This window comes from Micromonospora sp. L5, from assembly GCF_000177655.2.
GTDB lineage: Bacteria > Actinomycetota > Actinomycetes > Mycobacteriales > Micromonosporaceae > Micromonospora > Micromonospora aurantiaca.
Genome location: NC_014815.1, coordinates 1008303 through 1033819 on the forward strand (window position 1 = coordinate 1008303; position 25517 = coordinate 1033819).

The 25517-nt window shown below is 73.6% G+C and carries 23 protein-coding genes; 15 read left to right on the top strand and 8 right to left on the bottom strand.

Features of this window, described 5'->3' with window-relative positions; genetic code table 11:
- Positions 1–251: 251 nt before the first annotated feature.
- The 6 genes from ML5_RS05115 (at position 252) to ML5_RS05140 (ending at position 7362) form a co-directional block, all read left to right on the top strand.
- Positions 252–1760, top strand: coding sequence for an ABC transporter ATP-binding protein (locus ML5_RS05115; RefSeq protein WP_327653228.1), 1509 nt, complete (start codon positions 252–254; stop codon positions 1758–1760).
- A 173-nt stretch (positions 1761–1933) separates the two neighbouring features.
- Positions 1934–3121: an ABC transporter permease gene (locus ML5_RS05120; protein WP_369752228.1), complete on the top strand. Its 1188-nt coding sequence runs from the start codon at positions 1934–1936 to the stop codon at positions 3119–3121.
- 2 nt (positions 3122–3123) lie between these two features.
- Positions 3124–4404 carry an ABC transporter permease gene (locus ML5_RS05125; RefSeq protein WP_013283980.1) on the top strand — a complete coding sequence of 427 codons (1281 nt, stop codon included), beginning with the start codon at positions 3124–3126 and terminating at the stop codon, positions 4402–4404.
- Between the two features lie 104 nt (positions 4405–4508).
- Complete coding sequence (locus tag ML5_RS05130; RefSeq protein WP_013473962.1) at positions 4509–5210, top strand: cytidine deaminase; 702 nt, start codon at positions 4509–4511, stop codon at positions 5208–5210.
- Positions 5211–5299: 89 nt separating this feature from the next.
- Positions 5300–6580 (top strand): thymidine phosphorylase, encoded by a 1281-nt coding sequence (locus tag ML5_RS05135; protein WP_013473963.1) that lies wholly within the window; start codon positions 5300–5302, stop codon positions 6578–6580.
- Between the two features lie 101 nt (positions 6581–6681).
- The gene (locus ML5_RS05140; protein ID WP_013283983.1) at positions 6682–7362 is read left to right on the top strand and encodes a DUF4272 domain-containing protein; all 681 of its coding nucleotides are present in this window, start codon (positions 6682–6684) and stop codon (positions 7360–7362) included.
- 6 nt (positions 7363–7368) lie between these two features.
- Here ML5_RS05140 and ML5_RS05145 read toward each other — a convergent pair whose 3' ends face one another.
- Together ML5_RS05145 and ML5_RS05150 are read right to left on the bottom strand one after the other, a co-directional pair.
- Positions 7369–8220: a putative RNA methyltransferase gene (locus ML5_RS05145; protein WP_013473964.1), complete on the bottom strand. Its 852-nt coding sequence runs from the start codon at positions 8218–8220 to the stop codon at positions 7369–7371.
- Between the two features lie 3 nt (positions 8221–8223).
- Complete coding sequence (locus ML5_RS05150; protein ID WP_013473965.1) at positions 8224–8709, bottom strand: MarR family winged helix-turn-helix transcriptional regulator; 486 nt, start codon at positions 8707–8709, stop codon at positions 8224–8226.
- A 57-nt stretch (positions 8710–8766) separates the two neighbouring features.
- Between ML5_RS05150 and ML5_RS05155 the strand changes: the two genes are divergently transcribed.
- From ML5_RS05155 to ML5_RS05170, 4 genes are all read left to right on the top strand, one after another.
- Positions 8767–9387, top strand: a complete 621-nt coding sequence (locus ML5_RS05155) for a YitT family protein (protein WP_013473966.1) — start codon at positions 8767–8769, stop codon at positions 9385–9387.
- Complete coding sequence (locus ML5_RS05160) at positions 9375–9950, top strand: NADPH-dependent FMN reductase (RefSeq protein WP_013473967.1); 576 nt, start codon at positions 9375–9377, stop codon at positions 9948–9950. Before ML5_RS05155 ends, ML5_RS05160 begins: the two co-directional genes overlap by 13 nt.
- 64 nt (positions 9951–10014) lie before the next feature.
- Entirely contained in the window at positions 10015–10428 is a 414-nt protein-coding gene (locus ML5_RS05165) for a PPOX class F420-dependent oxidoreductase (RefSeq protein WP_013473968.1), read from the top strand.
- Positions 10429–10478: 50 nt separating this feature from the next.
- Positions 10479–11555, top strand: coding sequence for an adenosine deaminase (locus ML5_RS05170; protein ID WP_013473969.1), 1077 nt, complete (start codon positions 10479–10481; stop codon positions 11553–11555).
- Here ML5_RS05170 and ML5_RS32710 read toward each other — a convergent pair whose 3' ends face one another.
- Positions 11556–11927 (bottom strand): hypothetical protein, encoded by a 372-nt coding sequence (locus ML5_RS32710; RefSeq protein ID WP_232236649.1) that lies wholly within the window; start codon positions 11925–11927, stop codon positions 11556–11558. It abuts the gene before it with no gap.
- 427 nt (positions 11928–12354) lie between these two features.
- Between ML5_RS32710 and ML5_RS05180 the strand changes: the two genes are divergently transcribed.
- From ML5_RS05180 to ML5_RS05195, 4 genes are all read left to right on the top strand, one after another.
- Positions 12355–15999 (top strand): nitrate- and nitrite sensing domain-containing protein, encoded by a 3645-nt coding sequence (locus ML5_RS05180; RefSeq protein ID WP_013283991.1) that lies wholly within the window; start codon positions 12355–12357, stop codon positions 15997–15999.
- Positions 15996–16400, top strand: a complete 405-nt coding sequence (locus ML5_RS05185; RefSeq protein ID WP_013283992.1) for a roadblock/LC7 domain-containing protein — start codon at positions 15996–15998, stop codon at positions 16398–16400. Before ML5_RS05180 ends, ML5_RS05185 begins: the two co-directional genes overlap by 4 nt.
- A gap of 100 nt (positions 16401–16500) precedes the next feature.
- Positions 16501–16881 carry a DUF742 domain-containing protein gene (locus tag ML5_RS05190; protein ID WP_013473970.1) on the top strand — a complete coding sequence of 127 codons (381 nt, stop codon included), beginning with the start codon at positions 16501–16503 and terminating at the stop codon, positions 16879–16881.
- A 1-nt stretch (position 16882) separates the two neighbouring features.
- Complete coding sequence (locus ML5_RS05195) at positions 16883–17476, top strand: ATP/GTP-binding protein (protein WP_013283994.1); 594 nt, start codon at positions 16883–16885, stop codon at positions 17474–17476.
- A 124-nt stretch (positions 17477–17600) separates the two neighbouring features.
- Here ML5_RS05195 and ML5_RS05200 read toward each other — a convergent pair whose 3' ends face one another.
- From ML5_RS05200 to ML5_RS05210, 3 genes are all read right to left on the bottom strand, one after another.
- Positions 17601–18821 carry an ABC transporter substrate-binding protein gene (locus ML5_RS05200; protein WP_013473971.1) on the bottom strand — a complete coding sequence of 407 codons (1221 nt, stop codon included), beginning with the start codon at positions 18819–18821 and terminating at the stop codon, positions 17601–17603.
- A gap of 121 nt (positions 18822–18942) precedes the next feature.
- A complete protein-coding gene (locus ML5_RS05205) occupies positions 18943–21354 on the bottom strand; it encodes a hypothetical protein (RefSeq protein ID WP_013473972.1) in 2412 nt (803 codons plus the stop codon).
- Between the two features lie 40 nt (positions 21355–21394).
- On the bottom strand, positions 21395–22345 hold the full coding sequence (locus ML5_RS05210) for a hypothetical protein (protein ID WP_013283997.1): 951 nt from the start codon (positions 22343–22345) through the stop codon (positions 21395–21397).
- Between the two features lie 145 nt (positions 22346–22490).
- Between ML5_RS05210 and ML5_RS05215 the strand changes: the two genes are divergently transcribed.
- Positions 22491–22832: a PadR family transcriptional regulator gene (locus tag ML5_RS05215; protein ID WP_013473973.1), complete on the top strand. Its 342-nt coding sequence runs from the start codon at positions 22491–22493 to the stop codon at positions 22830–22832.
- A 69-nt stretch (positions 22833–22901) separates the two neighbouring features.
- Here ML5_RS05215 and ML5_RS05220 read toward each other — a convergent pair whose 3' ends face one another.
- Entirely contained in the window at positions 22902–23585 is a 684-nt protein-coding gene (locus ML5_RS05220) for a permease prefix domain 1-containing protein (protein ID WP_013473974.1), read from the bottom strand.
- Between the two features lie 62 nt (positions 23586–23647).
- Positions 23648–25486: a thiol reductant ABC exporter subunit CydC gene (gene cydC / locus ML5_RS05225; RefSeq protein WP_013473975.1), complete on the bottom strand. Its 1839-nt coding sequence runs from the start codon at positions 25484–25486 to the stop codon at positions 23648–23650.
- Positions 25487–25517 lie beyond the last annotated feature (31 nt).

Genomic DNA, 25517 nt, shown 5'->3' on the forward strand with positions numbered 1-25517 from the left:
GCGGTGCGATCATCGGCAGCGGGGGCCGGCGGGCACCAGGTTTGACGATCCGGCCGTCCCGGCGCAACGGGGAAGGTACCCCGGCGCCGGGGCGGCCGATCACCTTGAATCCCCCGAACATCCCCACCCGGCGTGGTGGCGGCGCGGCAGGTCGCTACGCTGCACCATCGCTCGCACTCCAGGAGGTTGCGCTGAGACTCGAACTGCGCGGCATCACCAAACGGTTCGGTGATCTGGTCGCCAACGACCACATCGACCTGACGGTGGAGCCTGGAGAGATCCACGCCCTGCTCGGCGAGAACGGCGCCGGCAAGTCGACCCTGATGAACGTGCTCTACGGCCTCTACCAGCCGGACGAGGGCGAGATCCTGGTCGACGGCAAGCCGCTGAAGCTCAAGGGCCCGTCGGACGCGATCGCCGCCGGGATCGGGATGGTGCACCAGCACTTCATGCTGGTACCGGTCTTCACCGTGGCCGAGAACGTGATGCTCGGCGCCGAGCAGGTCAGGGGGCCCTTCGCCGGCATCCTCGACCGCCGGCGTGCCCGGCGCGAGGTCGCCGAGGTCTCCGAGCGGTACAACCTGCGCGTCGACCCGGACGCGGTGATCGAGGACCTGCCGGTCGGCATCCAGCAGCGGGTGGAGATCGTCAAGGCCCTCACCCGCGACGTCGACCTGCTGATCCTCGACGAGCCCACGGCCGTGCTCACGCCGCAGGAGACCGAGGAACTGCTCACCGTCATGCGGTCGCTTAAGGCCGCCGGCAAGTCGATCGTGTTCATCACCCACAAGCTGGGCGAGGTGAAGGCGATCGCCGACCGGATCACGGTGATCCGGCGCGGGAAGACCGTCGGCACCGCCGAGCCGAGCGCCAGCCGGGACGAGCTGGCCGCGCTGATGGTGGGACGCAGCGTCCGGCTGACGGTGGACAAGAAGCCGGGCACCCCCGGCAAGCCGATCCTGGAGGTCGCCGGCCTGGTCGTGGACGACGACCGGCAGGTACGCGCGGTCGACGGCGTCGACCTCACGGTGCACGCCGGCGAGGTGCTCGGCGTGGCGGGCGTGCAGGGCAACGGCCAGACCGAGCTGATCGAGGCGATCATGGGCCTGCGCCCGGTGCTCGCCGGCACGATCAGCCTCGACGGCGAGCCGACGCACGGCTGGTCGACCAAGAAGGTGCTCCGCGCCGGCGTCGGCTACGTGCCGGAGGACCGCAGCGTGGACGGCCTGGTCAAGGAGTTCTCCGTGGCGGAGAACCTGGTGCTGGACATCTACGACCGGCCGCCGTTCGGCAAGGGCCTGTCGCTCAAGCCCGAGGCCATCGCGAAGTCGGCGCGGGAGCGGATCGAGCAGTTCGACGTCCGTACCTCCTCGGCCGACGCGGCGGTCGGCACGCTCTCCGGCGGCAACCAGCAGAAGGTGATCGTGGCCCGGGAGCTGTCCCGGCCGCTGAAGCTCTTCATCGCCGCCCAGCCCACCCGGGGCGTGGACGTCGGCTCGATCGAGTTCATCCACAGCCGGGTCATCCGCGAACGGGACATCGGCACCGCGGTCATGGTGGTCTCCAGCGAACTGGACGAGGTGATCGGCCTGGCCGACCGGATCGCGGTCATGTACCGCGGGCGGATCATCGGCATCGTCGGCCCGGACACCCCGCGTGAGGAGATCGGCCTGCTGATGGCCGGCATCACCCCGGACGCCGCCACCCCGGACGCCGCCACCGCGACCGAGGACGGCCCTGGCAACGAGGACGAGGCATGACCAACCCGAACCCCGTCTCGGGCTCGCCGGACAAGGAACCGGCGACCGAGGCGCAGGAGTCGCTGAGCGAGGCCCGGGCGACGCCGACGCAGCCGGCCGGTGACACCGAGCAGACGGTCCCCGCCACCGCGACCGCGAAGAAGCCGGACCCGGCCGGGGAGTCCCGTCCCAGCATGGGCCGGATGTTCCTGGACAACCTCTGGGCGGCCAACACGCTCACCGTGACAGTGCTCGCGGTGCTGCTGGCGATGGTGGTCGGTGCGGTGCTGATCATCGTGTCCGACCCCGAGGTGCTCGCCACCTACAGCTACATCACCGCCCGTCCCACCGACGCGCTGAACGCCAGCTGGACTGTGGTCAGCGAGGCGTACGCGAACCTGTTCAAGGGCGCGATCTTCGACCCGGACGCGGTCGGCTTCACCGCCGCCATGAGCCCGATCTCGGAGACGCTCACCTACGCCGCGCCGCTCGTCTTCACCGGCCTGTCGGTGGCGCTCGCCTTCCGCGGCGGCCTGTTCAACATCGGCGCCCAGGGCCAGGCGACGATCGCCGTCATCCTGGCCGCCGTGGCCGGCTTCGCGCTGCCGCTGCCGCCCGTCGTGCACCTGCTGGTGGCGCTGATCGCGGGCGCGCTCGGCGGCGCGCTCTGGGGCTTCATCCCCGGCATCCTCAAGGCACGGGCCGGCGCGCACGAGGTGATCAACACGATCATGCTCAACTACGTGGCGGTCTACTTCCTGTCCTGGATCATCGTCCAGAACGGGGTGCAGAACCCGAACCGGGCGGACGCGATCAGCAAGCCGGTCGACTCCACCGCGCAGCTGCCCCGGCTGCTCGGCGAAGACCTGCGGGTGCACGCCGGCATCCTGCTCGCGGTGGCGGCCACCTGGTTCATCGCCTGGCTGCTCAACCGCTCCACGCTCGGCTTCGAGCTGCGGGCCGTGGGCGCGAACCCGGACGCGGCCCGGACCGCCGGCATCAGCGTCACGAAGACGTACGTGCTGGTGATGGTGTTCGCGGGCATGCTGGCCGGTCTCGGCGGCTCGACCATGGTGCTCGGCACCACCGCCACCGCGCTGACCCCGCTGGTGATCGCGCAGATCGGCTTCGACGGCATCCTGGTCGCGCTGCTCGGCCGCGTGAAGCCGTGGGGCGTGCTGCTGGCCGCGCTGCTGTTCGGCGCGCTCCAGGCCGGCGGCAACCGGATGCAGTCGTACTCCGGCATCTCGCTGGAACTGGTCACCGTGCTCCAGGCGCTCATCGTCATCTTCATCGCCGCGCCTGCCCTGGTGAAGACGATCTTCCAGCTCCGGGCGGCCCGCGCCGCCCGGTTGCAGACGAGCCTCGCGAAGGGCTGGTGAGCATGTCCACCACCGCTGTCCCCGAGGTCGCCGTTACCGCGGTCGACGAGGGTTTCTGGACCCGCAACCGGAAGATCGGCGCGGTCCTGCTGGCGCTCGGTGTGCTCGCGGCGGTGCTGTTCGGCGCGCTCGCGACCGACCAGCACGCGCGGTTCACGCTCAGCGAGACCGAGGGCGGGGCCGCCCTGGAGATCAACGGTACGGTCGGCGCGATCCTGTTCGGGCTGATCACCGCCGCGGCCGGAGGCGCCCTGCTGGCCGGTGTGCCGAAGCGCTGGTTCACGCTGCTGCTCGGCGCCGGGCTGGTCGCCTTCGTGCTGAGCTTCCTGTGCTGGCAGGTCTCGGCCGCGCCCGAGGGCCGCAACTTCATGCCGCTGGTGAACGTCGTCCGCGGCACGTTCATCCTGGCCCTGCCGCTGATCTTCGGCGCGCTCGCCGGTGTGCTCTGCGAGCGTTCCGGCGTGGTGAACGTGGCGATCGAGGGCCAGCTCCTGATGGGCGCCTTCTCCGGCGCGCTGTTCGGCAGCATGTCCGGCAGCGTCTGGGTGGGCCTGGTGGCCGCCGCCATCGGTGGCGCGTTCATCTCGTTCCTGCTGGCCGTGTTCTCCATCCGCTATCTGGTCGACCAGGTGGTCATGGGCATCGTGCTCAACCTGCTCGCGGTCGGCATCACCGGCTTCCTGTACGAGCGGCTGATGCAGACCGACGCGGCGAAGTACAACAGCGCGCCCCGGTTCGGCAACTGGGAGATCCCGCTGCTGTCCGACATCCCGCTGCTCGGTCCGGCGCTGTTCCGGGGCAACATCTTCCTCTACGTCGGCCTGCTGCTGGTGCTCGTCATCCACCTGGCGCTGTTCCGTACCCGGTGGGGCCTGCGGACCCGCTCGGTCGGCGAGCACCCGACCGCCGCGGACACGCTGGGCGTGAAGGTGCTGCGGCTGCGCTACCGCAACGTGATCCTGGCCGGTCTGGTGGCAGGGGTCGGCGGCGCCTCGTACACGCTGGCGCTCTACTCGTTCACCAAGAACATGATCGGCGGTAAGGGCTTCATCGCCCTGGCCGCGCTGATCTTCGGCCGGTGGAGCCCGACCGGCGCGCTGCTGGCGGCGCTGTTCTTCGGCTTCGCCGACCAGCTCGCCACCTACCTGGGCGCGATCGGCAGCAGCATCCCGAGCCAGTTCCTGGCGATGCTGCCGTACCTGGCGACGATCCTGGCCGTGGCCGGGCTGGTCGGCAAGGTCCGGGCGCCGGCCGCCGACGGCAAGCCGTACATCAAGGGCTGACCGCCCGCCGCGACACCGTGCCCGGCGGGGCGACCCGCCGGGCATCGTCGTCTCCGGCCGCACCCGCGACCGATCGGCGTTGATTGGGCAGAATGGGGGTTGTGATGGAGATCGACTGGGAGCGGCTGCGTACCGCCGCCACCGAGGTCATGCGGCACGCCTACGTGCCGTACTCGAAGTTCCCGGTGGGTGCCGCCGCGCTCGTCGACGACGGCCGGGTCGTGGTCGGCTGCAACGTGGAGAACGCCGGCTACGGCGTCACGCTCTGCGCCGAGTGCGGCGTGGTCTCGCAACTGCACGCGACCGGCGGAGGCCGGATCGTGGCGCTGTCCTGCGTCGACGCCACCGGTGAGCCGCTGATGCCGTGCGGCAGGTGCCGGCAGCTCCTCTGGGAGCAGGGCGGGCCGGAGTGCCTGGTCGAGGCGAAGGGCGGACCGCTGCGGATGGCGGAGCTGCTGCCGCACGCCTTCGACGTGGCCGACATCGAGGCGGTGACCGGCGAGCACCCGGTGCCTGTGGTGCCGGACCGGCTGGCCGCCTGGCGGGGCCGGGGCACCGTGTTCGTGCACCCCGACCTGTCGGCCGGGCAGCAGGTCTGGACGACGTACTGGGAGCGGTCGTCCGGTGAGACCGAGGGCGCCGAGACCGGCGTGCTGGAGGAGGGGTCGACCTGGGACGACCCGGCCGAGGCGATCGCGTGGGGACTGGCGCGGACGCCGCGCGTAGTCGTGGTGGACGCCTCGGGGACGATCTTCTGGGCTGGTGAGGGTGAGCCTCCTACGGAGATTCCGGTCCGCTGGGGTTGAGTCGGGGTTGCGGTTGGGGCCGGGGCCGACCTGGTCACCGTTCGCGGGTCGGTGCGGCCACGCGCGATCAACTGATTGGATCTTGAGAAGTGAGTGCTTTTACGGCGGTTGACGTCATCCGGGCGAAGCGGGACGGGGGTGTGCTGAGCGACGGGCAGATCGACTGGGTGGTCGACGCGTACACCAAGGGTCTGGTCGCCGACGAGCAGATGTCGGCGCTGGCCATGGCGATCCTGCTGCGCGGCATGACCGCCCCGGAGATCGCCCGGTGGACCGCCGCCATGATCGCCAGCGGCGAGCGGCTCGACCTGTCGCCGGTGTCCCGGCCGACGGTGGACAAGCACTCCACCGGCGGCGTCGGCGACAAGATCACCCTGCCGCTGACCCCGCTGGTGGCCGCGTGCGGCGCGGCGGTGCCGCAGCTGTCCGGCCGGGGCCTGGGCCACACCGGCGGCACGCTGGACAAGCTGGAGTCGATCCCGGGCTGGCGGGCGGCGCTGACCAACGACGAGTTCATCGCCCAGCTCCGCGACGTGGGCGCGGTTATCTGCGCGGCCGGCGACGGGCTCGCCCCGGCCGACCGCAAGCTGTACGCGTTGCGCGACGTCACCGGCACCGTCGAGGCGATCCCGCTGATCGCCAGCTCGATCATGAGCAAGAAGATCGCCGAGGGGACCGGCGCGCTGGTGCTCGACGTGAAGGTCGGCTCCGGCGCGTTCATGAAGAACGTCGACGACGCCCGCGAGCTGGCCCGCACCATGGTCGAGCTGGGCGGCGCGCACGGCGTACGGACGGTCGCCCTGCTCACCGACATGTCCACTCCGCTCGGCCTCGCAGTGGGCAACGCGGTCGAGGTGACCGAGTCGGTGGAGGTGCTCGCCGGTGGCGGTCCGGCCGACGTGGTGGAGCTGACGCTGGCACTGGCCCGGGAGATGCTCGACGCGGCCGGGCTGCCGGACGCCGACCCGGAGGCGGCACTGCGGGACGGCCGGGCGATGGACTCCTGGCGCACGATGATCCGGGCGCAGGGCGGTGACCCGGACGCCCCGATGCCCACCGCGAACGAGGTCGAGCTGGTCACCGCCACCGAGGACGGCTGGGTCGCCGACATCGACGCGTACGCGATCGGGGTGGCCGCGTGGCGTCTCGGCGCGGGCCGGGCCCGCAAGGAGGACCCGGTGAGCATCCCGGCCGGCGTGGTGCTGCACAAGCGCCGCGGTGACCGGGTGCGTGTCGGCGACCCGCTGTTCGAGCTGCGGGCCGAGCACGCCGAGCGGATGCCCGCCGCGCTGGACGAGGCGCGCCGCGCGGTGCGGGTGGCGCCGGACGCGCCGGACGCGACGCCTCTGGTCGTCGAGCGGATCGGCTGACCGGGACCGGCCATGGTGCCGGCCCGGCCGGAGCCGCTATCCTCCCAGGCCAGGGGGGATCGGCCGGCGACGAGCCGAGGTGAGCAGACAGGGGCTTGACCGTGCGCGTACCCGCTCCCGATCCCCGGGCCGTCCGGGAGGCGAGCCTGGACGAGTTGTCCCGGCTGGGTCTTCCGCTGCCGCCGCCGCAGTTCCCGCTGGTGTGGGAGCCGGGCGACGAGATCGAGCTGCGTCCGACCCCGGAGATCGAGGCCCGGATCGCGGTGCTGCACGTGATCCTGGCCCGTTGCTTCGGGATGCCTGCCCGGGCGGCGATGGGCTGGCTGCTGGAGTCGCACCTGGTCGACTCGGTGACGCCGCCGGAGTGGCAGTTCGTGATGGGCGGCCGGGGCGACCACAGGTCGTTCGTGCTGCACCACGACGCCTTGTTCTCGCTGGCCTGGGTGCTCGGGCTGGCCAAGGAACTGGACCCGACGGTGCCGGTGGACGAGCGGCTGGTCGAGCGGATGCCGAACCTGGTGGCGGGGGAGACGTTCGGCCAGTGGCGGGCCCGGATCCTGGCCGCGCCGCAGCATCCCGGTGACGCCGCGGCGCTGTTGGACCTGCACTACTGCCTCGACTGGGCGTACCTGGAGACCGAGAAGGCGGGTGGCGCGCTGCCGGGGCTGGTGGACGCCAACGCGATCGGGCAGCGCCGGTGGGCGCTGGAGTGGGCGGTGGTGCTGCGCGGGCCGTACCACGACGAGCCGCCGGGCTGGGAAGAGGTCGACCTCTCCACCTGAGCCGGGTCAGCGCGGGCGGTGCACGCCGAGCCGGACGGAGAGCGTGACCGGCACCGGCTCGGGCAGCGCGGCGATGCGCGCGGCGAGCCGTCGCGGGTCGGCGTGCCAGGCGCTCGGTCCCATCCCGACGAGTGTGCTGACCTCGGCGCGGGTCAGCGCGAGCCGGGCCCGGTGCCCGGTCGCGGACTCCTCGGCGAAGTGGGCGCCGAGGCTGCCGGCGACCCGGTCGGCCTTGTCCGGGTCGACCCGCAGCAGGTCCAGCGCGTCGACGAGTTCGGTCAGGTGGTCGGCGGCCGGGGTGACCACCAGCAGCGCGCCGCCCGGGTCGAGCACCCGGTGGAACTCCGGGCCGTTGCGCGGCGCGAACACGTTCAGCAGCACTGAGGTGGACCGGTCGGCTAGGGGCAGCCGCTGCCAGGTGTCGGCGAGCGCGGCGGCGGCCCGCGAATGCGCCCGGGCCGCGCGGCGCAGCGCCGGCTTGGAGACGTCCAGGGCCAGGCCGGCGGCCTCAGGCAGCGCCGCCAGCACCGCCGCGAGGTAGTGCCCGGTCCCGGCGCCGGCATCCACGACCAGGGGGTACGCGTCGGAGCCCGCGACGCGTACCGCTGTGGTCGCCAGCGCGGCGGCGACGGCGTCGTAGTGGCCGGCGGCGAGGAAGCCGGCGCGGGCGGCGACCATCTCGGCGCTGTCCCCGGTGTGGGGGGCGCGGCCGGCGAGCAGGTTCACGTATCCCTGCCGGGCGATGTCGAAGCTGTGCCCGCGCGGGCAGCGCAGCGCGCGTGCGGTGCCGGCGGTGGTCTCGGTGAGCGGCTCGGCGCAGACCGGGCAGCGCAGCCGGGCGAGGATGCGATCGTCCACGGCTCAGTGCTCCGTCTCGGGTCGGCCGGTGAGGCGGCCGGTGAGGTGGTCGATCACCCGCTGGCTGAGCGTGCCGAGCGCGGCCACCTCGGCCGGGGTGAGCCGGTCGATCAGGTGCCGGCGGACGGCCGCCACGTGCCCGGGTGCGGCGGCCTCGACGGCCCGGCGTCCGGCCGGGGTGAGCACGACGATCGAGCCGCGGCCGTCGGTGACGCACTCCTCCCGGGTGACCAGGCCGCGTTGCTGCATGCGGGAGATGTGGTGGGACAGGCGGCTGCGGGACCAGAGCATCCGGTCGGCGAGTTCGCTGAGCCGCAGCCGCTGCTCCGGGGTCTCGGACAGGTCGCTCAGGACGTCGTAGTCGGGCTCGGAGAGGCCGGCGTCCTGCATCAGCTCCCGGGCCAGTTCCAGGTCGAGCAGGCGGCGCATGCGGCGGTAGCCGCGCCAGGCGCGGTCCTCCTGCTCGTCCAGCCAGCGCGGTTCGTCCATGCGCCGATCGTACCGGTGTTGTTGACATGTCACCAAGTTGCGGCCTAGGTTGATGACATGTCAACCAAACTGCGGTCCCGGCTGGTACGGCTGTTCACCGGCCTGGCCCTGTTCGGCGTCAGCGTCGCGCTGATGGTCCGCGCCGACCTCGGGCTCGCGTCCTGGGACGTGCTGCACCAGGGCCTCGCCGACCGCACCGGCCTGCCGATGGGCCTGCTGGTCAACGGCGTGGCGCTGCTGGTGCTGCTGCTGTGGATCCCGCTGCGGCAGCGGCCGGGCGTCGGCACCGTGGCGAACGTCGCGCTCGTCGGCCTGGCCCTCGACGCCACGCTGGCGCTCCTGCCGCCGGTCGCTCCGCTCGCCGGCCGGATCGGCCTGCTGGTCGCGGGCGTCCTGCTCAACGGCCTCGCCACCGCGCTCTACCTCGGCGCCCGTCTCGGCCCCGGCCCGCGGGACGGGCTGATGACCGGCCTGGCCGCCCGCGGCCTGCCGCTCGGCCCGGCCCGCACCGCGATCGAGGTGACGGTGCTGGCCGTCGGCTGGCTGCTCGGCGGCGCCGTCGGCCCCGGCACCCTGCTCTACGCGATCGGCATCGGGCCGATCGTCGCCTGGTTCGTTCCCCGGCTCACCGCCCCGGCCCCCGTCCCGACAGGAGTGACCTCGCCATGCCCCGCCTGACCGTCGTCGTCGCCAGCACCCGCCCCGGCCGGGTCGGCCGCCGCATCGGTGACTGGTTCACCGCCGCCGCCGTCCGCCACGCCGGCTTCGACGAGGTACGCCTCCTCGACCTGGCCGAGGTCGACCTGCCCTTCCACGACGAGCCGCACCACCCGTCCGAGCGGGTCTACCTGCACGAGCACACCCGGGCCTGGAGCGCCGAGATCGACGCCGCGGACGCCTTCGTCCTGGTCATGCCGGAGTACAACTACGGCTTCAGCGCGCCGCTCAAGAACGCGATCGACTACCTCTATTACGAGTGGCAGCACAAGCCGGTGGGCTTCGTCAGCTACGGCATGACCTCCGGGGGCCTGCGCGCGGTGCAGATGATCAAGCAGGTGGTGACCACGCTGAACATGACCCCGGTCAACGACCAGGTGGTCGTCTTCCTGCGGCAGGCGTTGGACGAGGCGGGCGAGCTGCGACCCGACCCCGGCCGGGAGGAGGCCGCCGCGCTCATGCTGGATCAGCTCGCCCGGCTGGCCGCCGCGCTCGCGCCGCTGCGAACCGAGGTGGCGCGGTGAGCGCAGTGAGCGCGAGGAGTGAGCCGGGTTTGCGAGCCCCGCAGTCGCGAACGAAGGGAGCGCCGTGAGCGCCCGGCTCTGGGAGCTGTTCGGCGAGCGCGGGCGCGGGGTGCTCGTCACGCTGCGCCGGGACGGCCGCCCCCAGCTGTCCAACCTCGACTACCTGGCCGAGCCGGGCCTGATCCGCTGCTCCACCACCGGCGACCGGGCCAAGGTGCGCAACCTGCGCCGCGACCCCCGGGCCAGCTTCCACGTGACCACCGCCGACGGCGGGGCGTACGCGGTCGCCGAGGGCACCGTGACGCTCACCCCGCCCGCTGCGGCCACCGACGACGCGACTGTCGACGAGCTGGTCGAGGTGTACCGGCGGATCCGCGGCGAGCACCCGGACTGGGCCGACTACCGGGCCGCCATGGTGGCCGACGGGCGGGTGGTCCTGCGGCTCGCGGTGGAGCGGGTGTACGGCTGGCGGCCCTGACCGGACCGGTCCACCGCCGCGCCCGTACCGGGGGTGACTAGGGTCTGAGCATGGTCGCAATCTCGTACGAGGACATCGTCAAGGTCCCGAAGGCGCTGCTGCACGATCACCTCGACGGCGGCCTGCGGCCCGCGACGATCGTCGAGCTGGCCGCCGAGGTCGGCCACGAACTGCCCACCACCGACCCGGCGGCGCTCGGCGTCTGGTTCACCGAGGCGGCGAACTCCGGCTCGCTGGAGCGCTACCTGGAGACGTTCGCGCACACGGTGGCGGTCATGCAGACCCCTGCCGCGCTGCGCCGGGTCGCCCGCGAGTGCGCGCTGGACCTGGCCGCCGACGGCGTGGTCTACGCCGAGGTGCGGTTCGCGCCGGAGCAGCACCTGGAGCAGAACCTGACCCTGGACGAGGTGGTCGACGCGGTGGTCACCGGGTTCCGGGAGGGCAGCGCGCTGGCCGCCGAGGCGGGCACCCCGATCCGGATCGGCACGCTGCTCACCGCGATGCGGCACGCGGCCCGCTCGCAGGAGATCGCCGAGCTGGCCGTGCGGCACCGCGACACCGGGGTGGTCGGGTTCGACATCGCCGGCGCCGAGGCGGGCTTCCCGCCCACCCGGCACCTGGACGCGTTCGAGTACCTCCAGCGGGAGAACTTCCACTTCACCATCCACGCCGGTGAGGCGTTCGGCCTGCCGTCCATCTGGCAGGCGATCCAGTGGTGCGGCGCCGACCGGCTCGGCCACGGCGTCCGCATCGTCGACGACATCACCCCGGGCAACCCGCCGGTGCTGGGCCGGCTGGCCGCGTACGTGCGGGACAAGCGCATCCCGCTGGAGCTGTGCCCGTCGTCGAACGTGCAGACCGGCGCCGCGGCCTCGATCGCCGACCACCCGATCGGGCTGCTGCGTGACCTGCGGTTCCGGGTGACTGTGAACACCGACAACCGGCTGATGAGCGGCACCTCGATGTCGCGGGAGATGGCGCTGCTGGTGGAGGCCTTCGGCTACGGCTGGAAGGAACTCCAGTGGTTCACCATCAACGCGATGAAGAGCGCGTTCATCCCGTTCGACGAGCGGCTGCGGATCATCGACGAGGTGATCAAGCCGGCGTACGCCGAGCTGATCGGCTGATCACGACTGGCGGGGGTGGCCGGAGAGCAGTGCGGCCACCCCGCGCAGCACCTGCCCGGCCCGGGCCGCCTCGGCGCCCAGCCCGGTCTGCCGGCGCAGCACGGCCGGCTCGGCGCGCAGCAGCGCGACCCCGCGCCGGAGCAGCACCCGGGGCGCCTTGCGCTGCTCGGCGAGATCCCGGGCGAGGCGGCGCAGGAACGTCGCGCCGCGCGGGCGGCGCAGCGCGTACGCACCGGCGAGCAGGCCCAGTCGCCGGCACTCGGCCACGATCTCGGCCGCGAAGATCCCCTCGGCGACGAAGATTGGCGATCCGTCGACATCGAATGGCCGGGTGGCTACCCGACGGTCTGCGCCGATCGCATAAACCGGCACTTCGGCCTTGCCCTCACGAGCCAGTCGGGCGATTGTTTGCACCGCCGTGTCCGAATCCCAGGACAAGGGGGACTCCCAGTCCACCTGTCCGTTTCGACGCGGACACGTAGGGTCATCGCCGTCCTTGTAGAAGTCGTCCAGGCAGAGCACCGGAAGTCCGGTTCGCTGGGCTATGTATGACTTTCCGGACCCGGAGGGGCCGGCGAGCAGGACGACGCGGTGCGGGTGTTCCATTACCTTCAGTGACTCCGGCCAGACGGATTGCTATCAAATTGCATCAACATCTCATCACACCTCCGGTGAGGGACAACCTGGGCTTTCTCTTTGCGGAGCGGCGTGATGGAATCTCGGAGGTCCGACCCGCCGGGTCGGTCGCTCGGCGTTGCCCTCAGGGTGGCGCGGGGTGCGGTAATGCGAGGGCGGTGACGTGAGCAAACGGCCAACGACGGCGGGCTCCTTCCTGTCGCGGCTGCGCCGGCCGATGAGTCGGCTGCGCGACATGCCGATCTGGTCCAAGCTCGGTCTGATCATGATCGTGCCGACCATCGCCACGGTCGTGGTGGGCACCAGTGGTCTGGTCGACCACCTGGAGACGCTCAACAATGCCAACCGGGCGGGGGATCTGGCCAACCTGATCGGCTACTCGGGTGACCTGGTTGACACCGTGCAGGACGAGCGGGTCGGCGCCGTGCTCTTCCTCGGCGCGAAGGAGTTCCAGACCCGGGCGCAGTACCAGGAGGGTTACAACCGCGCCAACCAGCGGGTGGACCAGGCGAAGTCGCCGTACCTGCGGCAGCGTGGCGAGATCGACGACCTGCCCCGCAACTTCGTCGGGCTGCTCGACACGATCGACACCCAGCTGAAGGACCTTCCGGCGACCCGCAGCCAGGTGCTGAACGGCAAGCTGAAGATCAACGACGCCGACCAGGCGTACCGGCAGCTGATCGAGGACCTGCTGGCCATCCGCGACTCGGCCACCCAGCTCGCCGGCAACAACGACCTGAGCGACCGGATGCGCGCGGCGGCCGCCGTCGCCCGGCAGAAGGAATACCTGACCCAGCGCCGGGTCGTCGTCCACCAGGCGCTGACCCAGAACCAGTACACCGCCGCGCTGCGCGAGCAGTTCATCGCCAGCGGCACCGGCCAGTCGCAGTCGCTGGCGACCTTCCAGTCGGTCGCCACCGAGCCCGACAAGCTGTTCTACGAGCAGACCGTCTCCGGGCCCGACCTGCGCAAGGCCGACCGCTTCACGAGTTTCGTCTCGGGCAACAACAACGGCTCGATGGAGAACGCCCCGTTCGGGGCGGACCAGTGGGACCAGACCATGGTCGCCAACGCCAAGCTGATCCGGACCGTGGAGGCCCGGCTCGACGGCAACGTGGTCCGGCAGGCCGACGCGCTGCGCTCGGACACCCAGCGCCAGGTGTTCCTGGAGACCGGCCTGCTGCTCACCATGCTGCTGCTGGCCATCCTGTTCGCGTACCTGGTGGCCCGCTCGATGGCCCGGTCGCTGCGCGACCTGCGCCAGGGCGCCCTGGCGGTGGCCCAGTACGGGCTGCCACAGGCGGTCGCCCGTCTGCGCGACCCGCAGGTGACCGGCCAGCTCTCCCCTGTGCAACTGGCAAACCAGATCGCCGAGCCGCTGCCGGTGCGCAGCAAGGACGAGTTCGGCCAGGTGACCGAGGCGTTCAACGCCGTCCACCTGGAGGCCGTCCGGACCGCCGCCGAGCAGGCCGCCCTGCGGGCCTCGGTTGCGACCATGTTCGTCAACCTGGCCCGCCGCTCGCAGATCCTGGTCGACCGGCTGATCGGCCACCTCGACCGCCTGGAGCGCGGCGAGGAGGACCCGGACCGGCTGGCCGAGCTGTTCCAGCTCGACCACCTGGCCACCCGGATGCGCCGCAACGACGAGAACCTGCTGGTCCTCGCCGGTGCGGACTCCACCCGTGTGCAGCGCGAGCCCGCCGCACTGATCGACGTGCTGCGCGCCGCCCAGTCCGAGGTCGAGCACTACACCCGGATCGAGTTCGGCGTGATCGACCGGGACATCGAGGTCGCCGCCCACGCGGTCAACGACCTGGTGCACCTGGTCGCCGAGCTGTTCGACAACGCCACCGCCTTCTCCCCGCCGGACTCGCAGGTCATGGTGGAGGCCCGGCGGGTCGGCGACCGCGCCTCCCTCTACGTGGAGGACCGCGGCATCGGCATCAGCCCGGACCAGCTCCGCGACCTCAACGAGCGGCTGGCCACGCCGCCGCAGGTGGACGTCGCGGTCTCCCGGATGATGGGCCTGGTCGTGGTCGCGCGGCTGGCCGCCCGGCACGGCGTCCGGGTCGAGCTGCGGCCGGGTGCCGACCGGGGCACCGTCGCCGACGTGACGCTGCCGACCTCGGTCCTGGTGCCGCGCGCCCTGGCCGGCCGTGGCCTGCCCGGACCGGCCCTGCCGGCCGCGGGCCCGCAGCAGAACGGCCCGGCACCGGCCTTCGGCGCCCTGGCCGCCTTCGGCAACAACAACCCGCCGAGCCTGCCGCCGGCGCCCCACCCGGGCTCCTCGGGCAACCAGGTCACGCTCGGCGGACGCGCCTTCGACCCGGCGCCGCGCAACGGCTCGGGCACCCCGGCGAACGCCGGTGGCGGCCGTGCCATGCCGGCCTGGTCCGACCTGACCGGCGCCAGCCCGTCCGGCGGCGACGGCGGATTCGGCGGCCGGCCCAACGGCCAGTCGACGGACCCGCTGCCGCAGCGGCGCAACCCGGCCGACGGCGACCCGGGCAGCACCGGCCAGCAGCCGGCGATCCCGCGCCAGCTGCCGAGCAGCCCGGAGGCGCGGCCCTACAGCCCGCCGCCGGTCTCCGCGCCGCCGGTCCCGCCGGTGTCGGCCCCGCCGCTGCCCCCGGTCTCCGGCGCGCCGGTCTCCGGCAACCCGCTGCCGTACCGCCCGGTCTCGGCCGCGCCGGTCTCCGGCGACCCGTTCTCGGGCCGCCCGGTCTCCGCGGCGCCGGTCTCCGGCGACCCGCTGCCGTACCGTCCGGTCTCGGCCGCGCCGGTCTCCGGGCACCCCGCGCCGGTGTCCGGGCAGCCCGCCGCCGGGTACCCGGCCTCCGCGCCGCCGGCGAACCAGCCGCAGGCACGTCCGATGCCCGCACCGGGTGTCAGCGCCCCGCCGGTCTGGCCGCCGGTCGCGCCGACCCCGGCTCCGGCGGCGCCGGAACGGCCCACCAGTGGCATGGACATGACCACCGAGCTACCCCGGGTGCCGCGCACGGAGATTCCGGCCACCCCGCAGCAGGCGGCCGGCCAGCCGTCCGCCGCTCCGGCCGCGAGCCGGCCGGCCGAGGCCCCGGCGGCGAACCGCCCGGCGGCACCGGTGGCACGCCCGGCCGCGCCGCAGCAGCAGGGCAACCGTCAGCGGTACGCGGACGAGACGATGGAGCTGCCGATCTTCCGGGAGCTGGAGTCGGCGTGGTTCCGCACCCGCCGGCCCGGACCCAACGAGGAGTCGGCAGCACCGGCCGCGACGACGAACGGCGGCGCCGCCACCCAGCAGTTCGCCAAGGTGGACACGGCCGGCCGGCCCGTGCCGCAGAAGACACCCGCAACGACAGGTAACACGCCGATGGCACACACTCCGACGGCCGGCGGAGCACCGCGTGACAACGGCGCGGCGAACGGGAACGCCCGTCCCGCGCACACCGGCGGGTTGCCCACCCGGCAGCCGACCGCGTCGCCGCAGTCCTCCTCCCCGTGGCAGACGGCGGCCGACGACGGCTGGCGTGCCGCGTCGGCGGCCACCGAGGTCCCGGTTGCGGAGACCACCCAGAAGGGCCTGCCGAAGCGGACGCCGATGGCGCAGCTCGTGCCCGGCAGCATCGAGAAGCCTTCCGCGTCGGTGCAGCGGCGTACTCCGGAGGGTGTTCGGGGCCTGCTCTCGGCCTACCATCGGGGCGTACAGCGCGGGCGTAACACCGACAGCAACACGACCGGCCCGGAGGGCACTCCGGGCGGGCAGCAGTCCTCGCAGTCTGGCTCAGGCCCGGTGGCCGGGAGCGGGCAGAAGGAGCAACAAGGATGACTACTACGCAGGATCTCGGATGGCTGCTCGCCAACTTCGCCGACCGGGTGCCCGGTGTGGCGCACGCGGTCGCGGTCTCGGCCGACGGCCTGCTTCTCGCCTCGTCCCGTGACCTTCCGCGGGACCGCGCCGACCAGCTCGCCGCGATCGCGTCCGGTCTGGTCAGCCTGACCCAGGGCGCGGCCCGCTGCTTCGAGGGCGGAGCGGTGTTGCAGACAGTCGTCGAGATGGACAACGGTTTCCTGTTCCTGATGTCCATCTCCGACGGCTCGTCGTTCGCTGTGCTGGCGGCGCGGAGCTGCGACGTGGGTCAGGTCGGGTACGAGATGGCCCTGCTCGTGGACCGGGTGGGCGATGCCCTGACGCCGCAGCCGCGTACGGCTGTGGGGATGATGGGCTGAATGACGCGCTGGCCGGTGGGTCAGGTGCGGGAACAACTACGACAGCGACGGATGCCACCGGGGCGAGCCGGTGCCGGGTACGAGGGAGGTGAGCGGCGAAATGGCGGATCGTGACGAGCCGACCGGAGCGTTGGTCCGGCCGTACGCCGTTACCCGCGGCCGTACCCGTCCCCGGCTCGACATCGCCCTGGAGGCACTCGTCGAGACGACGGTGCGCGGCCGAGCGGTTGCCACTGGCAATGGTGGCGGCCACGGTCGTGAACACCAGTACATCGCCGCGTTGTGTGACGGACGTGTGCAGTCGCTCGCCGAGATCGCGGCGCGGATGCAGCTTCCGCTCGGCGTGGCCCGGGTGCTCATCGCCGACATGGCGACGGACGGCCTGGTCGCGGTCCACGAGCCGACCATCTTGGACGACTCCGACGACGCGGTGGGCACTGAACTGCTGGAGAGGGTGCTGAGTGGACTTCGCAGGCTCTGACATGTCGCACCGGCCGCCGGCCCCGAGCGGCCGAGTGACGTCGGCGAAGATCGTTATCGCCGGTGGGTTCGGCGTCGGCAAGACGACGCTGGTCGGCTCGGTCTCCGAGATCACGCCGCTGACCACCGAGGCGATCATGACCTCCGCCGGTGTCGGCGTCGACGACACCCGGCAGGTGCCGGGTAAGACGACGACCACGGTGGCGATGGACTTCGGTCGTATCTCGATCGACCGGGATCTGATCCTGTACCTGTTCGGTACTCCGGGTCAGACGCGGTTCTGGTTCATGTGGGACGAGTTGGTCCGGGGTGCGATCGGCGCGGTGGTGCTGGTCGACACCCGCCGGCTCGCCGACTGCTTCGCCGCGATCGACTTCTTCGAGCACCGGCGGTTGCCGTACCTGATCGCCATCAACTGCTTCGACGGCATGCAGTACCACGATCCGCAGGACGTCCGGGACGCGCTGGCGATCTCCCGCGACGTGCCGGTGGTGCCGTGCGACGCCCGGAACCGGGAGTCCACGAAGCACGTGCTGATCTCGCTGGTCGAGTACGTGCTCACCATGCGGCGCTCGCGGGCCGTCGCGCCCGCCTGACCGACGCGCGGAAGCGCCCGGCGGCCTCAGGGCCACCGGGCGCTTCCTGCCGTCTGGGGGCGGACACGGTACGCGATCACCCGGTGACCCTCCAGGCGGGACGGTCACCGGGCGACGGGTGAGGTCAGGCGTACCGGGTCCAGTTGCCCCGGAACACCTGGTACACGGCGAGCGAGTCGGGCTCCATGCCGCCGTGCCGGTCGGCGCGGAACGCGTATCCGCCGGCGATGCCCTCGACGGTCTGCGCCTGGAGGAGCGCCCGCAGCCGGCCCCGGTCCAGGCTCGTCGCCATCCGCGCCGACGTGGCGAGGAGCTGGAGCGCGTCCGAGGCGTACGGGGCGAAGTTCGGGCTGACGCCGTGCCGCTGCGTGTAGCGGTTGACGAAGTCCCGGCGGGCCAGCTGCGCCGTCGTGGTGGCGGTGGCGGCGGAGACGTCCAGGCAGGCCGGGTGCACCGCGTACGCGCCCTCCACGGCGGCGGCGTTCGCTCCCTGCACGGTGTCGTCGGCGACCGCGCCGGCGTCGAAGAAGATCGGGCCGCGGTGGCCGGCGGCGCGCAGTTCCCGTGCCGCGACACCGGAGTCGGGTGCGGTAGCCCAGACCACCACGCCGTCCCGCTGGCCCCCGGCGACGCGCTCGGCGGCGGTACGGAAGCGCCGGCCGGTCGCCGGAAGGCGTACCGTGCGGGCCAGGTCGGTGCTGCTGTCGGCGAGCGCCTCCCGCATCGCCCGCACACCCGAGTCGCCGTGCATCCCGTCGGCGGCGAGCACCGACACCCGCCGGATCTTCTTGGACTCGAACAGCTCCACCAGGCGACGCGCCATGTCGACGGCGTCCGGGGTGAGCTTGTAGGTGAACGTGCGCTCGTCCAGCGGCAGCGCGATGCGGTCACCGTAGCCGAGGGACAGGAAGGGCGTCTTGACCCGCTGGGCGGCCGCCGCGAGGGCCACCGAGGTCTCGCCGAGCACGCCGCCGATCAGCGCCTGGGCGCCGGCCCGGGTGAACTCGGCGGCGTGGCGGGCGGCGACCTCGGGATTGCTGCCGTTGTCCAGGATCTGGAGCCGGACCGACCGGACCAGGTTCCCGACCGGCAGGCCGGTGCGGTTGAGCGAGTCGGCGGTGAGCTGAAGGGCCTGCCGCTGGGCGACGCCGAGCAGCGACCCGGCGCCGGTCAGTTCCAGGCTCGCGCCGACGATCAGGTCCTGGTCGCTCGGCGCGCTGCTGGACGGGCCGTCGTCCGGCCGCTGGCCCTGCGGCGCGCACCCGGCGAGCAGCAGGCTCCCGGCAGCGGCGGCGAGGACGCCCCGCCGGGTGAGCACAGTGGAGTCGAACGCCGGTGTCGCCAATGGAATCGCCTTCCCACCCCGGCGAACAGGCGCCGCCGCTGGTCCGCCGGGTATGTTCCCGGCCGGTCCAGCCCAGCGTCAAATCGTCCCGGTGTGGGATGGAACACCCCGGCGGGCCCGGTCAGGAGCGGTAGCCCGCCGAGCGGTACTCGTACTCCCGGTCGTCGTCGCGGTCGCCGGTGTCGCGGGTGAAGTCCCAGCCGCCGGCCGCCTCACGGCCCGGACGGCCGCCCACGGCGAAGCCGCCGATCTCCTGGCCGCGCCGCCAGCCCCGGAAGTATCCGGTGGTGTTCTCGGCGAGGCTCGCCGCGTTCCGGACGATCCGCAGAGGACGCTCCTCGCGCAGCGGGGAGCCCGGGACCAGGTTGGCCTGCGGCACGCGCTTCGGCAGCCCGGCCTTGGTCTCGGCGCCGACGGCCGGACGGGCCGCCTGCTCGGCCGCCTGCCAGCCGGTGTCGGCGGTGGTCGACCACTCCAGGTCGGCCTCGTCGCCGTGGCCGACGAACCAGGCGGACTTGGCCTGCGCGAAGATCAGCAGGTCGCCGTCACCCTCGTCGGAGACCGGCGGCGGCCGGTGCTCCTTCGGGGCGGGACGCCGCTCGGGCGCGGCGGGCAGCGGTACGCGGCCCGGGTCGCCCTGGTCGACGAGACGCAGCGGGGGCGTCTCCAGGCCGGGGTCGGCCGGCCGGCCCATCTCGTCGCGCAGCGCGCGGTCGGCGAGCGGCGGCGGCTCCACCAGCCGCAGCATCGGCGGCTCCTGCGGCAGGTCGTCGGCGAGCCACGGCGGCGTGACCCGGCCCGGGTCGCTCGGCGCGTCCACGCCCCGCCCGTACGGGTAGGTGGTGCCCTCCCGCTCCCGGGCGGTGTCGTCCTCGGTGTTCACCAGCGGCCAGTTCGCCCGGGAGCCCGGCGGCGCCTCCGGCGCGGGCGGGCGCGGGGCCGGCACCGGGATGCTCAGGTCGGTGGCGCTGAATCCACCGGTGGGCGGTTCCTGGTGCGGGTTCTGGTTGGTCTTCGGCCGGGGCGGGATGACTGTGCGCTGCCGCTCGGCCCGCGCCTTGTTGATGGCCGCGGTGGTGAGCGTCGGGCGGAACGGCTCGCCGGCCTCGGCCGGCGGCACGGCGCCGCGCGGGGACGGGGCGATCGGCGTGATCCCGGGTGGCGGCGGAGGCGGCGCGGAGACCGGCCGGTTGGTGGGGCCGTCCACCCGCGACGGCAGCGGCGCGCCGGTCGGCTCGGGCCGCGCCGGGGGAGCCGAGGTCGGCCGGCCCAGTGCTGCTGCCGGAGCGACGGGCGTGACCGGCGCCGGGGCGACCGGCGGCGGCGTGACGGGCGCGGGCGCGACGGGTGGCGGGCCGAGCGGCCGGGGCGTCGTCGTGGCGGCCGGACCGGACACCGGCTCCGGACGGCTGCGCCGCCCGCCGGGGAGCGGCTCGGGACGACCGCGACGGCCGGCCGGCTCGGGTGCCCCGGCCGGCTCGGGACGACCGCGGTGGGGCTCGGCGATCGGGTCCGGCTGGATGGAGCGCACCGGACGCAGGTCGGCCGCGGGCGTCGAGGCCAGCTCGTCGACCTGCTCGCCCCGTCGGGCGGCGGCCCGGCGGCCGGTCGCGGGAGTGGGAGCGGTGCGTTCGGCGAGCGCGCCGACGAGCGCGTCGCAGCCGGCGTCACAGGTCCGGACGGAGGCGACGGCCTGGCGTACGGTCTCGGCGACGGCCGCGGTGAGCGTGCGGTTGACGGTGGCCCGCCGGGGCGTCTCGGAGATGGCGACACGCAGCGCGGTCACCGCGTCGGAGACGGCGTCGGCGTCGGCCACGCCCTCGCCGGCCAGCTGCGCGACGACCGCGTCGGCGGCCAGCGCGCCGTCCCGGCCACCACGGCCCGCGGGGCCGGTGAGCATCCCCGGCTCGGGCAGCGCGTCGAGGACCGCCAGGGCGACCCGGTCGGCAGGATCCGGGTAGGCCCGCAGCGCGGCCGGGTAGAGCTCGCGGAGCACCTCGCGCAGTGTCACGGCGGCGGAGTGACGGCCACTCGCCAGCGCCGCGTGCGCGGCCAGGACCTGCGTGTATCCGGCGAGTTCGCGCGGCGCCGGGAGGGTCACCGCGGAGAGCGCGCCGGCCTGGAGCGCACGGGCCAGCCCGACCGCCCGGCGCTCGGCGGGCGGGGACTGCATCTCCTCCAGGGAGTCGTCGTCGGCGAAGCGCTCGGCGAAGTCGTCGACCGAGTCGTCGTCCGCGATCGCCAGCGGGCGGCCGGCGGCGCTCAGCAGCGAGGTGACGATGTGGTCGTCGCTGTCCGCGGCGATGGCCGCGCCGCTCGGACCGCCGGACCGTTCCACCAGCAGCGCGACCAGCCGGGCGTAACCGGCGGGATCGTCACCGATCTCGCAGACGTGCAGCAGACGGCCTGCGTCGTCGACCACAGCGGACGTCAGCGTCGTTCCGGCCGAAGCCGTTCGGTCGGCCGGATCTGCCGAGGCCAGACCGCAGTACACGCGCACGAGCGCCACGGCGTCGTCCTCCTCCCGGGACACAGGTCTTGCTCTGCCAGAGACTGATGCTCCCCGCTCCGGGTCAGTCGCGCCAGTCCACAACCGCAGAGATCTTGCCGACAATGGTGCGCCAACCCAAACTTGCGGTTTGTGCCCCGATTTTCTTCAGCCGCCGACGACCCAGGAAACCACCGACGCCACCGTTGACGGAAGCGCGCAGCGCCTCGTCCAGGTCGTCCAGGCTGGAGCCCGCCGAGAGCATGTCCAGCACGGCGGGTAGCCGCAGGGCGTACGCCAGGTCACGGGCGATCTCACCGGCTTCGATGAGCAGCTCGTGGTCCCACGCGTCGTGGCCGCCGCGCAGGTTCTCCACCACCAGGTCGAGCTCGTATGTGTCCTCGTCCAGCGGGGCGATGTCGGCCGGCTCCAGCCGTTCGGACAGTTCATTCCAACTGTCCAGCTGGGACAGGTCGTTGGGCGCACCGGAACGGATGAAAGTGACCAATGACTCCGGCGTCTTGAACAGCAGGAGCCGGCCCTTGTGGGTGAGGAAGACCGGCACCTCCTCGTCGCCCGCCTCGTCCTCGTCCTCGTCGTCCTCGGCGTCGTCCTCGTCGGCCTCGGCCTTCTCGTCGTCCGAGGCGTCGGCCTTGCCCTTGCGGCGGGACTTGGCGTCCTTCTCCTCGTCCTCGTCGTCCTCCTCGGCGGAGAGGGCGGCGAACTCCTCGTCGAGGATCACCACCTCCTCGTCCTCCTCGGTCTCGACGACCTGACGGCGGGCCAGGAACGGGTCGTCCTGGTCGCGCTCGGCGACGTCGGTCGGGGTCAGCTCGCGCGCCTGCCGGTACGCCCGCAGCGTGAAGCCGGTGCCTGCGGGCAGGGCGATCTCCACCGGGTCGATCCGCACCTCGTCCCAGAGCGCGCGGTCGGCCGGCGGGCGGTCCTCCTCGACCTCGTCGGCCGCGGCGGCGGCGTCGGTGTCGTCGAGCTCGGGCTCGTCGGCGTCGGGCCGTTGGGGCGACTGGCGGGCCACGCTGACCTCCGTGTGCGTTCGGGTTGCCCACCCGACGGCGTCGCGCCGCCGAGTGACTCTGCGCACATACCCTAGTGGGCGACGGTTCCGACCGGGAGTCGCACCCCTTGGCGTCGCGGCGGCGCGACAAGTAGCGTTGCTACGCATGAAGGCGCAGGCGCTGCATGGACACCTGGACGCGCTGCTGCTCGCCGTGCTGGAACGGGGCGCGCTGCACGGCTACGCGATCATCGAGGCCTTGCGTGCCCGCAGCGGCGGCACGCTGGATCTGCCCACCGGCACCATCTATCCGGCTCTGCGCCGGCTGGAGCGGGCCGGGCTGGTGGCGAGCACCTGGAGCACTGTGAACGGCCGGGAGCGCCGCACCTACGAGCTGACCGATGCCGGCGGCCGGGCGCTGGCGGGGGAGCGGGCCGGCTGGCGCGAGTTCAGCGCCACCGTCGGACGGTTCCTCGGCGCGGACGAGCCACCCACCGCACCGGCCTGACCGCGGCGGCAGCCCGGCCCGCCGAGCGGGCAGCCGAACGCCCGAGCAGCAAGGCCGAGGGGCGGCCGCTCAGCCGGCCAGCCGGCGGTCGGCGAGCACCCAGCAGCGGGCCGCCCGAGCCAGCGCGAACCATGCCGCCGAGACCACCACCATCCCGATGACCAGGGGCGGCCAGGTGAGCGCGGCGTCCCACAGCCCGATCGACCAGCCGAACAGCGCGCCCCCGGCGACCGCGCCGAGCAGCAGGCTGCCGGTCAGACCGAAACCGATCAGCCGCACCGGGCGGACGAGCCGCGGTGAACCCCACCGGGCGACCAGCGGACCGACCAGCAGCGCGACCAGCGCCAGCGCGGCGACCACGCCCCAGATGCCGTTCAGCGCGGCGGAGAGCAGCAGGTAGCTCTGTGGCGGGGGCGGACCGTCGCTCCAGCTCGACCCCTGCCAGGTCAGGTCACCGGCGGCGATGAGCACCACCGCCACCACGAGCGTGCGCAGCGCCAGCCCGCGCAGCGCGCCGACCGCCAGCTCGGCCTGGAAACCCGGCACGAGCTGGGCGTCGCTGCCGAACTCGGCGACCGCCCGCCGCTGCGCCTCCGCCCGCGGCAGGCCCCCTTCCCGGTACGCCTCGACGGCGTCCTCCAGCGCGTGCCGCGCCTCGGTCAGCAGGTCGGCCTTGAGCCGGTTCGGTCCGTGCAACCGCGTGGACAACTCGTGCAGCCGGCGGTCGACCACTGCCTCCTCATGCACCCGCATGCGGGTAAGCCTGCCACCGGCGGGCGACACCCGCGTCAGGGAAAACCCCGATCGGCCGGACGTCAGGGCATGATCGCCAGGTAGCCGCGCTCGGCCGCCTCCTGGCGCAGCCACTGCTCCCGGTACCAGCCGGGGCGCGCCACCAGCTCGTCGTGCCGGCCGCGCTGCACCATCCGGCCGCCTTCGAGCACCACGATCTCGTCGAACCCGGCGAGGCCGCTGAGCCGGTGGCTGATCAGCAGCACCGAGTGCCCGGCCGGGGTGGCGGCGAGCGTGGAGTTCAGCACCGCGTCGGCGGCCGCCGGGTCGAGCCCCTCGGTCGGCTCGTCGAGCACCAGCACCGGCGGGGCGGCCAGCAGCGCGCGGGCCAGCGCGAGCCGCTGCCGCTGCCCGCCGGAGAGCTGCCCGCCCTGCTCGCCGACCACCGTGTCCCAGCCGTCTGGCTGTTCGCGTACCCAGTCGAGCAGTCCGGCCGCCCGGGTCGCGGCGGTCAGGTCCGCCTCGGTGGCGTCCGGCCGGCCGAGGAGCAGGTTCTCCTTGACCGTGGCGTGGAAGACGTACGCCTCGGCGAGCAGGCCGCCGACCACCCGGGGCAGGTGCTCGGCCGGGATCTCGGACACCGGCACGCCGCCGGCGGTGACGCGGCCGGTGTCGGGGCGTACCGCGCCGGTGAGCACCGCGGCGAGCGTGCTCTTGCCGGCGCCGCTCGGCCCGACCACCGCCACCCGCCGGCCGGCCGGCAGGTCGAGGTCGAATCCGGCCAGGGCGGGGGCGGCGCCGGCCCGGTAGCGGACCGTCACGTCGGCGAACCGCACGTCGTGGCCGTCGACAGTGGGCTCCGGCGCGTCCGGTGGGGTCGCCGGGCCGGGCTCGGTGAGCAGGTCGGCGACCCGGGCCAGCCCGGCCCGCAGCTGGGTGCGCTGGCGGGCCGCAGCGACGAGCGCGAGCGCCACCTCCACGGCGGCGAGCGAGCCGACCGCGAGGACGCCGACCAGCACGCCGCCGACCTCGGCGCGCAGCGCCACGACCACCACGGCGGCGGCGGTGAGACCAGCCACGAGGACGCCGAGCGCGTCCACCGCGAAGCCGGTCGCGGCGAGCCTTCGTTCCAGCCGGGCCAGTCGTCCGGCCCGCTCGTCGGCGGCGGCGAGCGCGGCGCCTGTCGCGCCGAACGCGGCCAGGTCGGCGGCGCCGTGGGTGAGGTCGACCGCGTCGACGGCGAGCGCGCCCCGCAGCGGGGCCACCTCGTCGGCGGCGCGGCGGGTGATCCGGGCGGCGAGCGCGGGGAGCGCCACGCCCGCCACGAGCAGGCCGAGCGCGAGCACACCGGCGGCCGGTGGCGAGATCAGCGCGGCGACGCCGACCGCGAGCACGCTGACCAGCGCTGCCGCCGCACCCGGTACGAGGACGCGCAGGAGCAGATCCTGGGCCGCCTCCACGTCCGACACCAGCCGGCTCAGCGCGTCCCCGGTACGGCGGCCGGTCTCCCGGCGGGCGGCGAGCGTGGCGAAGACGCGCGCCCGCACGTCGGTGATCATGCGCAGGACGGCGTCGTGCCCGGCGAGCCGTTCGGTGTACCGGAACACGCCCCGGCTGACCGCCAGTGCCCGGACCGCGACGATGGCCACCGTCAGCCGGTCCAGCGGCGGACGGCCGGCGGCGCTCATCAGCAGCCAGGTGGCGGTGGCCATCAGCGCCAAGCCGGCGAACTCGGTGGCGGCGGCGAGCAGCCCGGCGCCGAGCAGCCGGCTCAGGTACGGCCGGGCCAGGCGCAGCACCGCACGTTCCGCGCCGGGCCGGGCGGGCGCGGGCGGTTCCGGCGAGCCGGAGGGCGGCACCGGAACCGCTGTCGGCCCGGCCGGCTCGCGGCCCACAGGCGTCACGCCGTCGGCGGCGGTCACCGGGTCACCACCGGGCGGGTGGGGGAGACGG